The sequence below is a fragment of the Natronococcus occultus SP4 genome (assembly GCF_000328685.1).
Taxonomy (GTDB): domain Archaea; phylum Halobacteriota; class Halobacteria; order Halobacteriales; family Natrialbaceae; genus Natronococcus; species Natronococcus occultus.
The window spans coordinates 150,240-163,147 of the sequence record NC_019976.1 but is presented as its reverse complement, the minus strand read 5'-3'; the positions used below and the strand labels follow the sequence as shown (position 1 = coordinate 163,147).

The 12,908-nt window shown below is 59.4% G+C and carries 11 protein-coding genes and 3 pseudogenes; 3 read left to right on the top strand and 11 right to left on the bottom strand.

From position 1 onward, the window contains the following. Positions 1-189 precede the first annotated feature (189 nt). A complete protein-coding gene (locus tag NATOC_RS20290) occupies positions 190-1,200 on the bottom strand; it encodes an ABC transporter substrate-binding protein (protein ID WP_157224719.1) in 1,011 nt (336 codons plus the stop codon). A 189-nt stretch (positions 1,201-1,389) separates the two neighbouring features. Between NATOC_RS20290 and NATOC_RS20285 the strand changes: the two genes are divergently transcribed. Then, positions 1,390-2,346, top strand: coding sequence for a transcription initiation factor IIB (locus NATOC_RS20285; RefSeq protein WP_015323367.1), 957 nt, complete (start codon positions 1,390-1,392; stop codon positions 2,344-2,346). Positions 2,347-2,526: 180 nt separating this feature from the next. Here the strand turns inward: NATOC_RS20285 and NATOC_RS23005 are convergent. Both NATOC_RS23005 and NATOC_RS23000 read right to left on the bottom strand, forming a co-directional pair. Next, positions 2,527-2,760, bottom strand: a pseudogene (locus NATOC_RS23005) (hypothetical protein); the annotation flags it as partial. A gap of 178 nt (positions 2,761-2,938) precedes the next feature. After that, positions 2,939-3,156: pseudogene (locus NATOC_RS23000) on the bottom strand (hypothetical protein); the annotation flags it as partial. Positions 3,157-3,376: 220 nt separating this feature from the next. Here NATOC_RS23000 and NATOC_RS20280 point away from each other — a divergent pair. Then, positions 3,377-4,321, top strand: a complete 945-nt coding sequence (locus NATOC_RS20280) for an alpha/beta hydrolase (RefSeq protein ID WP_015323366.1) — start codon at positions 3,377-3,379, stop codon at positions 4,319-4,321. A gap of 338 nt (positions 4,322-4,659) precedes the next feature. Here the strand turns inward: NATOC_RS20280 and NATOC_RS20275 are convergent, their stop codons facing one another. From NATOC_RS20275 to NATOC_RS20255, 5 genes are all read right to left on the bottom strand, one after another. After that, positions 4,660-5,427 carry a carbon-nitrogen hydrolase family protein gene (locus tag NATOC_RS20275; protein WP_015323365.1) on the bottom strand — a complete coding sequence of 256 codons (768 nt, stop codon included), beginning with the start codon at positions 5,425-5,427 and terminating at the stop codon, positions 4,660-4,662. Between the two features lie 683 nt (positions 5,428-6,110). Next, a complete protein-coding gene (locus NATOC_RS20270) occupies positions 6,111-6,959 on the bottom strand; it encodes a bile acid:sodium symporter family protein (protein ID WP_015323364.1) in 849 nt (282 codons plus the stop codon). 109 nt (positions 6,960-7,068) lie between these two features. Continuing rightward, positions 7,069-7,815, bottom strand: coding sequence for a 3-oxoacyl-ACP reductase family protein (locus tag NATOC_RS20265; RefSeq protein ID WP_049889018.1), 747 nt, complete (start codon positions 7,813-7,815; stop codon positions 7,069-7,071). Between the two features lie 119 nt (positions 7,816-7,934). Then, complete coding sequence (locus tag NATOC_RS22585) at positions 7,935-8,138, bottom strand: hypothetical protein (RefSeq protein WP_049889002.1); 204 nt, start codon at positions 8,136-8,138, stop codon at positions 7,935-7,937. Position 8,139: 1 nt separating this feature from the next. After that, positions 8,140-8,658: a DedA family protein gene (locus NATOC_RS20255; RefSeq protein ID WP_015323362.1), complete on the bottom strand. Its 519-nt coding sequence runs from the start codon at positions 8,656-8,658 to the stop codon at positions 8,140-8,142. A 490-nt stretch (positions 8,659-9,148) separates the two neighbouring features. Here NATOC_RS20255 and NATOC_RS21520 point away from each other — a divergent pair, with 490 nt between their 5' ends. Continuing rightward, the gene (locus NATOC_RS21520) at positions 9,149-10,483 is read left to right on the top strand and encodes a M14 family zinc carboxypeptidase (protein WP_015323361.1); all 1,335 of its coding nucleotides are present in this window, start codon (positions 9,149-9,151) and stop codon (positions 10,481-10,483) included. A gap of 10 nt (positions 10,484-10,493) precedes the next feature. Here the strand turns inward: NATOC_RS21520 and NATOC_RS21515 are convergent. The 3 genes and pseudogenes from NATOC_RS21515 to NATOC_RS20235 form a co-directional block, all read right to left on the bottom strand. Further along, a pseudogene (locus NATOC_RS21515) lies at positions 10,494-11,226 on the bottom strand (IS6 family transposase). A gap of 95 nt (positions 11,227-11,321) precedes the next feature. Then, positions 11,322-12,026, bottom strand: a complete 705-nt coding sequence (locus tag NATOC_RS20240) for an SDR family oxidoreductase (protein WP_015323359.1) — start codon at positions 12,024-12,026, stop codon at positions 11,322-11,324. Positions 12,027-12,158: 132 nt separating this feature from the next. Beyond that, the gene (locus NATOC_RS20235; protein WP_015323358.1) at positions 12,159-12,905 is read right to left on the bottom strand and encodes an SDR family NAD(P)-dependent oxidoreductase; all 747 of its coding nucleotides are present in this window, start codon (positions 12,903-12,905) and stop codon (positions 12,159-12,161) included. Positions 12,906-12,908 lie beyond the last annotated feature (3 nt).

Sequence of the window (12,908 nt, the reverse complement as noted above, 5' to 3'; positions counted from 1 at the left end):
ACACCGTCTGTCACTTAGTTCTTTTATATTGGCTGTCATTAAAAATGTCGTCCAGCTTTCTCGAACGGCGCCGCTTCCGTCAGCTCTGTACCGCATTCCGATCGAGTTGTGTATGTACTCTCCGCAAAACAGCTCGAACCCCAATCTCAGTTCGATATTGATGTCGCTGCCCCCAGGACGTCCCCGTGATCAGTACGGCGTTCGTCCCTCGGAAAGCGTCGCAATGCCCTCTCCGTCCTCTACGTATCCTTCTCCCGCCATCCACTCCGTCGGTCCGAGACGGGTTGTGTCCGGCCCACGAATCGGTAGATGGGTTCGAAGCTCGATGTCGTCTCGGAGACGGTCGAAGTCGACGCCTTCGAAGTCTCCGCCCGGAACGCTGTCTTCGAGCAGGTCGACGTACCGCTCGCGGTATCGGTCGCGGTCGTCCTCGATCTCCTTGATGGCCCGGTTCAGCGCAGTTCGGAACGCGTTCGCTCGCTCCGATTCGACCGCTGGCGAGACGACGAGCGCGACGCGGCGGGAGTCCGTCCAGACTGCGTCGAGTTCCGCGTCGTAGCGACCCAGTGTAGCGTACGGCTCACGAACGACTATCGCGTCGACCGAACCGGTTTTGACGGCTTTCAGTCGCTCTTCGATAGTTTCGATGCGCTCCGTGTCGACTGCCGTCTCGTCGAGTCCCGATCTCTCGAGCAGTTCGGCGGTCGAGTGAAACGGGACTGTCCCGTCGTCACTGCCGATCGATCGTCCGTGTAGCTCCTCGGCCGAGCCGATGTCGGAGGAAGTAGAGACGAACAGCACGCGGTCGCGCTTGCAGTACGACCCGATGCTCCGTCGTTCCGTCTCAGCCACGTCCCGAACGGGACGCCACTCGAAACGAACGGTCGAAGACCCTCGTTCGCTCCCGTCTTTCCACCGGCCGTTCACGTCTCCGGCGGCCAACTCCTTGGATTCCGACGCGGCGTTCGAGAGCTCGACTCCCTCGAGGTATCCGTTCTCTTCAGCGATCTGTTTGAGGAACTCCCCGCTGAAGTACTCGTGTGTGGTGGTGGTCATCTGCCGCAACGAACGAACGCGTCTCGTAAACGTCCTCGTCAGTCGGTAGGTATCGAACCTACGCTGGAGGCCTGCTTGTGACTCCAGACAGCTTTGCTCCCCGTTAAACGGGATATCGAACGCTCTCGGACGACGATATCGCATCCGGACCGGTCAAAGGAACCCGCAACCTTTGCCAGACGCTGGCCGGAGAGTCGATAGCAGCCACCGAAGGTCGTGAGACGGTCGGTGGGCGAGCGATCGAGACGGGAGGGGAAACAACGCTTCGGAATGAGTGAAATACTCACTCGAGATTCAAACTTTATACTTCAGTAGCTCCACGACCGAAGAACGATGGTTTGGTCTGTTCGGCTCCGTGACGACGAGGAGCAATCGGAGCAGTCCGAGGACGAGACAGCTCCCGCTACGTGTCCCGAGTGTGACTCGGATAACGTCGTCCAGCACTCCGATCCGGGCGAGCGGATCTGCAAGGACTGTGGGCTCGTCCTCGAGGAATCGATGATCGATTCGGGACCGGAGTGGCGCGCGTTCGATCACCAGGAGCGACAACAGAAGTCCCGCGTCGGTGCGCCGACGACTCAGACGATGCACGACAAGGGGCTCACCACCCAGATCGACTGGAAGAACGAGGATGCGTACGGGCGCTCGATTTCCTCGGAGAAGCGCTCCCAGATGAACCGGCTCCGGAAGTGGCAAACCCGAATCCGGACGAAAGACGCCGGCGAGCGCAACCTCCAGTTCGCGCTCAGCGAGATCGATCGCATGGCGAGTGCGCTCGGCGTCCCCCGCGCAGTTCGGGAAGTGACGAGCGTGATCTACCGTCGAGCGCTGCAGGAAGACCTCATTCGCGGGCGATCGATCGAGGGCGTTGCCACGGCCGCGCTGTACGCCGGCTGTCGACAGGAGGGGATACCCCGCTCGCTCGAAGAGATTACGGAGGTATCGCGTATCGAGCGGATAGAGATCAGCCGTACCTATCGATACATTTCGAACGAGCTCGGACTCGAACTCCGTCCGATCGATCCCAAACAGTACGTGCCCCGTTTTACCTCGAAGCTCGAGCTGCCACAGGAGGTCGAAACGAAAGCCAACGAGATCATCGACGAAACAGCCGATCCGTTGCTCTCCGGTAGAGGGCCGTCGGGGTTCGCCGCCGCTGCGATCTACGCCGCCGCTTTGCTTTGTAACGAGAAACGAACGCAGAGAGAAGTCGCAGACGTCGCTCAGGTCACCGAAGTTACGATCCGCAATCGATACCAGGAACAGATCGAAATGCTTGAAATCCAGTAACCGTGTGGCTACGAGTATCGATAGATCTGGGGAGAGTGCCGATCAATTCCCCGAAGACTGGAGACTCGGTAGGTGCGGTCTCCGTCGTCTGATAGCAGGTTCACAGTACTGGTCGCTCAACAGCGGACAGTTTACCCGACGTGAAACCGCAGATACGCTCGAACGGAAACTTTCCGCTGACTAGCAAGTTATCCTCTTTCCCATCAAGCGGGACCGTTCTTGGGCATGCCGGACGATGTCACCTAAATCGAACAGTTGTACGTCATCGCGCTCGGGCACAGCCTCCTGAACGGACTGCGTTGCACCATTTCGTGTGAATAATGCGTATTTTATCTCTGAATCACCGGTATCCAGAGCCCAGCGGATTTCGGTAGTGTGGTCTTCGAGTAGGCCAAGGGCTCCGTGACATTCTCCGTGCCCTGAAGGGGGCGGCTTCCCGTATCGCGATTGGGATATTTGCTGGTCTACGACATGACCTGGGCTCTCGTCTGAAACGTCCCGCTCTCGCGGTCGAACAGATGTATCGACGGCTGTGTCGATCGAAAGGCGCAAAACGCCTATCGTGAGTGAGCAAACGCTTCGCGTTTACGATCTATGCAAGACCGGAGGTCTTACAGTATGACGAGAGGCCGAGGGTCTCTCGAACCACCACACAGCCGTTGCTCCTCCCCTCACCGTGAGGACTCGGAACATCTTCTGTCGCATATTCTGTCATCTGTTACAACCGACATTGGCTACTAACTCACATGACGAGCAGACGTACAAGCCACGCTCCACACGATTCGATATCGTATCATCGCCACACCGTGAACTCAGGTATAATTCGACGACTGCGTCGTAATCCGCGTTCACGTATCAGGGTTTCATCAGTATTACCGCGTACCGACTGCAACCCCAGTATACACTGTAATCCCCTGCCTGGACGGTTCCGGTAGAGAGCTCGAAGCACGTAGTCGACGGAACCGGCTCGCACCGTTCATGTTTTTTGAGTAACACTTATGCCTTCTTCCGGCGATACGAACTGTGACCTATGTCAGCAAATCCCGATCCAGAGATGCAGACCGTCCTCAACGCTCTCGAAGAGGAACAGGTTCCGGAACTGAATACGCTGTCCATAGCGGACGCACGAGCACTGCTCACCGAGATGTTCTCGTTCTCCGATGAGGAGATGGATTCAGTCGCAGCAGTCGAAAACGGAACGGTCCCCGGCCGAAACGGAGAGATTCCCGTACGGACATACATCCCGCACGGAGAGGGCCCATTCCCACTGTTCGTATACTACCATGGCGGCGGGTGGATCCTCGGGAATCTCGACACGCACGATGCGACGTGCCGAGCCTTGGCGAACGCCACCGAAAGCGTCGTGGCCTCTGTAGAGTACGGTCTCGCGCCCGAATCACCGTTTCCTGGGCCTGTGGAGGACTGTTACGACGCGACCGAGTATCTTGCAACGCGTGCAGACGACTTCGATAGTGATGCGGATCGACTCATAGTCGGCGGAGATAGCGCGGGTGGGAACCTCGCCGCAGCGGTTGCGCTGCGTGCACGCGATATCGACGGCCCGTCGATCTCCCACCAGGTCTTGGTGTATCCGGTTACGGATCACGCGTTCGACACCGACTCCTATGCAGAGAACGCTTCGGGATATTTCATTACGAGAGCGGATATGGAGTGGTTCTGGGACCTCTACCTTCCGTCCGATCTGGATGGTGGGAATCCCTACGCCTCACCGCTGCGAGCCCGGTCACTCGAGGAACTCCCGTCGGCATCGGTGATCACGGCCGGATTTGACCCACTTCGAGACGAGGGGGTAGCGTACGCGGAGCGGCTGGCTGCAGCCGGTGTCGACGTCGAACACCACTCCTACGATGGCTCGATTCACGGCTTCCTCAGCATGCTCGTTGAACCAGCAGTCCCACATGCTCGCGACGCAATCGACAAAATCAACGCCGATCTCGAGCGCACATTCGAATGACGTCGCGTGTGAACGTGAACGCTCGGGATTGTGATAGCGCCGGCGAGAACCTGTTGCAAAAGTTGCAAAAGCGATCCTCGCGGTCAACTCCCGGTCCGGAAACCGGTCTGCTAGTTACCGAGGGGAAGATTGCTTCGGCTTACCCGGATAATCGGTCGCTGACCGGTAACTCGAGTCGGAAATGACGCCGCTACCGCGGGAGGTGGTCGTCGAAGATTCCGGGTCCACGACGAGCGGTCGCGACCGCGGCACGGTCGTCGAGCGGATCGAGGACGAAAGCCCGAACCGAACCGATCCTCGCGTACTGGTCTGTTGCGGTCAGCTCCGAGATGAAGCGGCTAGCAATCGAACACACCGACGAGATCGCGCTGTGACTCGAGGATCGCGGAGTCGAGATCCACGACGAGTGTCGCTTCTTGTCGATCGAGTTCACGATAGAGTCCGCCGTTGGGACGCGCCACCAGCGAGTGGCCGGCATACGTCACCAACTGGGAGTCGCGGATGTCGCGTCGTCCCGTTCGGTTCGCGCCGATAGCCCATCGAACGCCGTCGAGCGCTCGTGCCCGGAGCAGGAGCCGCCAGTTGTCGCGATAAGCGTCCGGCCACGCCCCTGGCACGATCAGCGCCGTAACGTCCGATCGAGTTAGCGCTGCGCTGTCCTCGACGAAGTTGAGATCGTAACAGGTCTGTAACGCTGCAGTGCCGACGGGCGTGTCGACCGTGACCAACTCGTCGCCGGGAGTGAGGAGCTTCCTCTCGCTGTCCCAGAGATGACGCTTCCGGTAGATCGTGAACTCCCCAGCAGGCCCGATGTACGCAGTGGTGTTGTAGAAAGTATCACCCGCCGCTTCGACGAAGCCGATGACGAGCGCGACGTCGTACCGTTCCGCGAGAGACTGCACCGCTTCGATCGGGGCACCGTCTCGAGCGAGCGCAGCTGCTTCGATGCGCTCGTCAGCAACGAATCCGGTGAGCGTGTGTTCGGGAAACACGGCGAGATCGACGTCGCTGTCGAGGCCGTCGACGCACTCTCGAACGAGTTCGAAATTCGTCTCGACGGCCAGGTCCTTGAGTTCTAACTGGCACGCCGCGACTGTCGGTTGCATACGTCGTTCACTCACGGGAACGCCGATAAACTACCACGATTGCTGCTCGAGGACGGCTCGGTCGGAACGTCGTCCTCGGAGATTCCTTGGACGGCACACCAGTACTCGGCCTCCGGAGACACTGGACGGTTGAGTTCTCCGAACGGTCGAGCGGTTGCGGGCCGACGACACAGTGAACGGAATTTGCGCACAGATCACAGCAGCACCGAACAATCAATCGAAACTCTCCGAACGAGAGACGTTCTACCCGGGGAGCTCGTTCGGTCCTCTACGAGACGGACCGTACGACGAAGGAAGCCGGATCATTCAACACGGTCAGTGAATCAGACCCACCCGCTCGCGAGGACGCGGTAGCAGACGCTTACTGAAGAACGGGGGTGGCGATTGATCGTCCAGCGTCGAGTTCGGCGGTGTCCCACTACGGCGATCGGATCGATCCGATTCCGTCCTCGAGTGCTGTCGGTGACACCGACCGTGACCACTGCAACTGCGAAGACACGTCGACGATCTGTGCATACGGTGTAGGCTCCGCTACCGAACTGTGCCGTGGACCACGCGAGAACGACCTCCCGTCATAGCTCCACCTTATGACCAGAGCCACTTAACGAACGGATCGTCATACCGCCGATCCAACGTGGATCTCACACCTCGTATCGAGCGGGTTCGACTTGTGCTGGCCTCGGTCATCTACTGGTGCGGCGTCCCCACATTCGGGCGAGTCCCGCCGACCCGACGACGCCGATAAACGAGAACGCGAGGACGATCGTCAACACGTTCGGATCAGAGAAACTGGTCGTGGCGATGAACAGCGCGATCGCGGCGTTCCGGGCGGCAGTCGTCGTCGCCAGCACCTCTCGCCTGGTTCGGGCCGGGCCGCCTAGGACGTAGCCGAGCAGCAGGGAAGCGGCGACGATACCGATCGAAACGAGGAGTGTGCCCGTGCCGAAGAGACCGATCATGTCCTCGAAGTAGACGAGCAACAGCAGGACGAGCAACGAGAAAAACGAGTAGTCCGAAACCCGCTGTACCGGCGGGTACAGGGAGTTGGCGAGGCGCGGGTAGTGGGACGTGACGGCAAGTCCAACCAGCAGCGGGACGAGCTGGATCCCGAGGACGATCCCCCCGATAGCGAGCGGGTCGACGACCACGCTTTCGGGCAGCAGCAGCGCCAGCGTTACCGGTATCGTTACGACCGAAACGACGCCGAGGACGGCCATGAGACCGCTCGCGAAGGCGAGGTCGCTGTTCGAGAGCTCCGCGAGCTTCGGCCCGAAGGGTGCGCCGGGCGCCACCGAAATGAGGAGAATGCCCGCGGCGTAGGCGGGCTCGAGGGGGAGCATCCGGACGAGCAGGTAGGCCAGTAGCGGAACGGCGACGAGATTCACCAGGAGCGATTTCGTCATGAGTCGCCGCTTCCCGACCGCTGCCAGGAGCTGGTCGGTAGACAGGGTCAGTCCCATCGCGAGCATCGTCGAGAGAACGAACACACCGGTTCCGACGTCGACTACCGTATCGATTAGCGCCTCTTCCATCGATCCGTTTCACTCGCAGGGTACGAACCCCGACCATTTGACCGCTGCTGTTTCGACTGCTCCCGGAACTGGACGCCCGGTATCGCACACGAGAGAGAACGGAACGCCGTCAGTGCATGGCGTCGCCGCCGTCTGGACTGAGCGTCTGGCCGGTGTAGTAGTCACCACCAGCCCCGGCCAGAAGGAGGGCCGTCGGAACGACGTCGTCGACGGTTCCGATACGGTCGAGGGGGATCTCCGACTCCTTGTTTTCGCGCCACTCCGCGGTCGTATCGTCGAGCAGGTCGGTCTCGATGGGGCCCGGTGCGATCGCGTTGACGTGTACGTCCGGTGCAGCTTCCCGGGCGAGAGCGCGGGTGAACGCGATCACGCCGCCCTTCGCGGCCGAGTAGTGGGTGAGCTCCGGCGCACCCTTGATACCCAGCTGTGACGCGATGTTGATCACGCGACCGCTGCCCCGATCGAGCATCCCCTCGATGGCAAACCGCGTCACCAGAAACGTCCCGCGAAGATCGACGCCGATCGTTCGCTCCCAGGTCTCGACGTCCATCTCGTCGAGCGTCGACGGCTCGAGGACGCCCGCGTTGTTGACGAGGACGTCGATCCCACCGAACTCGTCTTCGGTCGTCGTGACGAGACGGCGGGCCTCGTCCGCGTCGCTCACGTCGGCCTGGACGGCGATCGCGGTCCCGCCGTCGTCTTCGATGGTCGCGACCGTTTCTTCGGCGCCGTCCTCGTTCGAGTGGTAGCCGACCGCGACCGCAGCGTCCTCGCGGCCGAACGCTTCCGCGATCCCGCGGCCGATGCCTCGTGACGCGCCGGTGATCAGGGCCGATTTGCCCTCGAGCGATGTCATACCACACCCGTCCATGTGTCTCTGTATCAAGCCCCGCCCGGCACACTCACCGATCCGGCCCGTTCGAAACCGTTTCCACTTTTCGCTGCGCCGTTCGTAGACGAGCCGTGGCGAATCCATTACACACGCCGCGTCTCCTCGCTATCCTGCTCGGCGCGTGGTTGCTCGCTCTTGCCGGCAGTGGCGTCGTCGTTGGCTCTCGGGTGATCGGGACGCTGCTCACCGGGACCGATCTCGTCGCAGTGGTGCTTCTTGCGGGTGGCATTGCGCTCGTGGTTGGCTACCTGAACTATCGGCTCTATGAAATAGACGTAATTCCGCACCTCATAACACACCGAGTAGTTCGATCGACTCGAAGACGACCAGCACGATGAGGACGTAGTTTAGCAGCGTCGACGAGAGCGCGTAGAACGTCGCCTGTGCGATCGGGTACGAGGACATCCCCGCGGGGATCATGATGAAACTTCCGACGAACGGAACGATGTTCGTGATGAAGATCCCGATCCCGCTGTATCGCTGAAACAGGGCTTCGGCCCGCGTGATCTGCTCGTTCGAGATAGAGACCGCTGGAAGCGAGTCGACCGCGCCGAGTCCGTACGTGCTTGAGAGCCAGTAGATCAGTAACTGTCCGGTAACGTAGCCCAGCGACGCGACGGCGATGCTGAGAGCGACCCGTTCGACCGACGCCGAGATGGCGAGCAGGTATCCCGGCAAGAAAAGCGAGGTCGGGAACACCTTTCCGATGATCGCTCCTTTCAGCACGAAGAGGAGAAACAGCGCCGGCTCGTCGAAAATCAGCAGGAGCGAGAAGCCGGAGTCGATGAGCTGTTCGGTTGCGGACACGCGTTGGGGCGCCCGTACGAATTTGAACGGCTTTGGTCTTACTATCTTTAAGCAGCGAGAGAATTCCGCGGTTCACGGCGTTCGCAAGACCGGTGGTCTTGCGCGCACACCGGAACGCTTCGAGTTCCGGGGACGTTGACGAGACGCTTTGCGTCTCGTTCGCACACCAGAACACTCCGCGTTCTGGGGACGGGCGTGAATCGCGTCACTGGACTACGCCAACTGCGAGCAATAGCCCTCTGAACATCCTCTCGGATTGTATTTCAGCGAGATTGTTAAGCGGACCGCATGACAAATAGATGTCAGCATGTCCAACACGGTGAAAATGCAGCACTACGTCCCTTGACTCTACCTCAGAAACTTTGCTATCAATACCACCGCACTGAACCCGATCTTCGATGTAAGTTACAGTTACCTCTAAAACGTAACTAACAACAATGTCCGAAAGCAAAAATTTTATCGGTGTGTGAATGCCCATCACACCCATACCATGAATCGAAGAAAGTTCATGAAAGTAGCAGGTCTAGCGGCAGTAGTACCTGCTTCGAGCGCCAGTGCTACCTCGAGCCAAACAAATAACATCCTACAGTCCGCTGACCCCTTAGATCCCATCGATCTCGGGACAGGTCCATCCCTAACAAACGAACAACTCACCGAGCGTCTCAGATTGCTTGCACAGAAGAACGATCGGATGGATCTCCAACGAATAGGGAAATCCGCCGGCAGACGCGACCCCATCTGGGAGGTACAAATCGGAGACGGGGACACAAGCATTCACATTATTAACCAAATTCACGGTGACGAACCGTTTGGTACAGAAGCGCTTATGAGTATTTTTCGACGCCTTGTCGACGGAAATTCACGGTTAGTCGACAGCATTCTCGATAATCTCTCCCTCACAGTCATCCCCAGAGCGAATCCAGATGGGGCAATGTACACAGAGGATGAAAATGATGATGGGGAGGAACAACGGCTCGGACTCCGTCAGAACATCCAATCGTGGAATTCGAATCATTCCCACCAGAGGCCTTACTATCATGTCGAAGAGTTCCCAGGAGACGAGCGAGGTGGATACGACCCGAACCGAGATTTCAACATCAAACCTGATTTTGTCTCAACAGTCGATGATACTCCAGATATGTGGCAGACTGATGACGACGGCGAACCTACTGGAGTACTGGAGATGGAACGAGATGGTCATACCCTCGAGGAGTCCGGGGTGCAAGCAACACCTGCGGTCGAGGCGATTACACGGTCGTTTTTAAATGCTGACCCGGATTACGCCAAGACAATTCATTCCCAAGGACTTCCACTTGATCCCGAGACGGGTGAAGTGACGATACTGAGTGTCATGGCACCATACGGTCCGATGTATGCTGAAGAAGCGCCGTTTGGTGACCCAGAAGAGGATGCGACAGCAGATTTCGTCAATCCGTTCCTTGATCAGGAAACAAGCGATCGAGGTATCCGACTCAATGAACTGTGTGCCCAGGCACTTGAAGAATATGCTGGGCCATGGTCAGCGTTCGAGACCGGAACTCGTTTCGGGTATACAACACTTTGGGGGTCATATCTCGACACGCTTTGCCCACAGACTGATGCCGCAGGAATGCTGTACGAACTTCCCGGACAGACTGATTCTGTCGGTGATAGAGCCTACTATATGAAAGTTGAAGCGACAAGAGTCGCCCTGCTCGAAAGCTTTACTCAGCTGGCACAAGATCCTTCATTGACCCAGACGGGTATCGAGGTTGACGACTACTTTGACCGGCCGCTGGCAGAAGGTAGTTACGAAGAAGGCCGGGGAGCATCTGACGTTAGTTAGATGGCACTGTCTAGTTGAGCATCTCGTCAGCTGGCGTCCGTCCATCAAGCGATTGAGACGGTCTTTGATGGGTATCGTACTGCACGAACTGTTCAACCATCCGCGTGCACTCGCCCGACTGCCCACCCATGAGTTATGAAAACGGCCGACTCGAATTTTAAGGGTGTGAAACCACTTTTCGACGAGATTTCGGTCGGTGTAGTTTACTTGATCGTTCAATCCTAATCGAGAGAGGGAAGTCCGATAGCCGAATTGATCGATGAGAAACTCAGCCTCGGAAAGATCGTGTTTCTCACGGAGTCCATGCAGAAATGCAGCTGCCGGATCAGTGCCATGCCGACCAAACAACGCGACGTCGAGAATCAATTTTGTCTCGATGTCTATTGCAGCGTACAACCAAGACCATTCACCGTTAATCTTGACAGCGGTTTCGTCGACAGCGACCCGCCGACGGCGTCGCCGTCCTCAGAACGCTTCGCGTTCTGATGGGCCGCAGGAGAGCGAAGCACTCGTGGACGTCGACGGGCCGCGTCCGCTGTCAGCCAGTCGATGTACCCTATTCCGGACCGCTCCGTGAGATCGCTCAGCGCCTAATTAGCGAGAATCGTTGTTGTCTCCCGAAGGGAACAACCGGCCTGATGGAGACGGACGGCGACGCCCGTCAGGGCGCTCGCCGTCCGCTCGTTCTCCCAAGATTCTTCTAAATCCGCGTCGTAGCTCTCGGTGAGCAGGTCTGCAAGCATTCTAGCCAATTCACTCAATGACCTGCTCACTTCTCACACTGGCTCAGCTAGACAGTGCCACACATCTCAACTACTGTTTACGGCGGGCGAGGATGTCACACGGATCGTGTAAGCCCGCCGTCGACCCGAACGTTCTGGCCGGTGATGTAGCTCGAGGTGGGTGAGAGCAGGTACGCGACCGCGTCGGCGATCTCTTCGGTCCGTGCCGATCGTCCCATCGGAATCCGCTCCAGCGTCTCCTCGTCGACCTCGTAACTATCGGTGAAGCCGGGCTGTACCGTATTCATGCGGATTCCCTTCGGGGCATACTGGTCGGCGAAAAGCTTGGTGAAGCTTCCGAGCCCGGCCCGGAGCACCGACGACACCGGAAACTCGCCCGACGGTTCGAACGCCGAGAACGTGGAGATGTTGACGATCGATCCGCCGTTCTGGTCTTCCATGATCGGCGCGACGAGACGCGCCATACGAACGGCGTTCAACAGAACGAGATCGAGTCCCTCGTGCCACTCCTCGTCGGAGATCTCGAGGAGGTCTCCCGATGGCGGGTGACCCGTGTTGTTCACCACCGCGTCGATCCGTCCGTAGCGTTCGTACGTCGTCTCGACGAGAGCCGCCAGGGCGTCGGGATCGGTCACCGACCCCTCGAACCCGTCCCCGCCGAGTTCGTTTGCGACCTCGACGGCACTGCCCGATCGCGACAGCAGAACTGGCGTGTACCCGTCCTCGTTCAGCCGCCGCGCACAGGCGGCTCCGATCCCGCTTCCCGCTGCCGTCACGATCGCCACGTTCGAATCTGTCATACGCCCGTTATTACAACGGCACTCATAAAGATACGCTCAATCGGTCTGTCGTACCGAACGCCCGCTCGTGATCGGCGAGATCGACGTGTAGTTCGAGGTCCGACTCGGATGAACGCGATCGGGAGCCGATTCTCACTGGGTGCGGTCGTCCAGTTGCTGTTCCCACTCGTCGGCGGGCATCGATTCCGCGGTCACGCCGTCCGGCCCCTGTGCGAGCAGCCGCGTCGCGGCGTCGTCCATCACGTCGGGCTCGAGGATCTCAGATCGCTCGTCGTCCGGGAGGTGATCCCAGAACTTCGTCGCGACCCGACCGCCTGGATCGACTGCGTTGACGTTGATTCCGTACTCCGCGAGCTCCTCGGCCTGGGTCCGGGTCATCCCCTCGAGGGCCCACTTCGAGGCGACGTAGGGTCCCCAGGTCGCCGAGCCCCGACGACCCAGTCCCGACGAGACGTTGAGGACGTTGCCCCCGCCGGACTCGATCATCGCGGGGACGGCGTACTTCGAGAACAGGAAGACGCCGGTGACGTTGACGTCCAGGATCTGTCGGAAGTCCTCGGTGGCGACGTCGTGGAGGACGCTGCGTTCGTCGTGCAGCGTGAGCAGCCCGATAGCCGCGTTGTTCACGAGCCCGGTCAGCTCGCCGTACTGCTCGAGGGTCGCGTCGACGACCGCACGCACCGCGTCCTCGTCGGTGACGTCGGCAGGCACGACGAGCGTCTCGCCGTCGATACCGTCGCTGACGTCCTCCAGGTCGGATCGGCTACGGGCGGTCAACACGACGTTCGCACCCTCCTCGGCGAACCGGGTCGCCATCGACGCGCCGAGGCCCCGACTCGCTCCGGTTACGATCACCGTCTCGTCCTCGAGTGCAGTCATGAA

Bases quoted from the DNA above. Each gene is read 5' to 3' on its own strand.
- NATOC_RS21520 (WP_015323361.1), top strand. From the start codon at position 9,149: ATGAATCGAAGAAAGTTCATGAAAGTAGCAGGTCTAGCGGCAGTAGTA.
- NATOC_RS20270 (WP_015323364.1), bottom strand. From the start codon at position 6,959: ATGGAAGAGGCGCTAATCGATACGGTAGTCGACGTCGGAACCGGTGTG.
- NATOC_RS20280 (WP_015323366.1), top strand. From the start codon at position 3,377: ATGTCAGCAAATCCCGATCCAGAGATGCAGACCGTCCTCAACGCTCTC.
- NATOC_RS20290 (WP_157224719.1), bottom strand. From the start codon at position 1,200: ATGCGATATCGTCGTCCGAGAGCGTTCGATATCCCGTTTAACGGGGAG.
- NATOC_RS20275 (WP_015323365.1), bottom strand. From the start codon at position 5,427: ATGCAACCGACAGTCGCGGCGTGCCAGTTAGAACTCAAGGACCTGGCC.
- NATOC_RS20265 (WP_049889018.1), bottom strand. From the start codon at position 7,815: ATGACATCGCTCGAGGGCAAATCGGCCCTGATCACCGGCGCGTCACGA.
- NATOC_RS20235 (WP_015323358.1), bottom strand. From the start codon at position 12,905: ATGACTGCACTCGAGGACGAGACGGTGATCGTAACCGGAGCGAGTCGG.
- NATOC_RS20285 (WP_015323367.1), top strand. From the start codon at position 1,390: ATGGTTTGGTCTGTTCGGCTCCGTGACGACGAGGAGCAATCGGAGCAG.
- NATOC_RS20240 (WP_015323359.1), bottom strand. From the start codon at position 12,026: ATGACAGATTCGAACGTGGCGATCGTGACGGCAGCGGGAAGCGGGATC.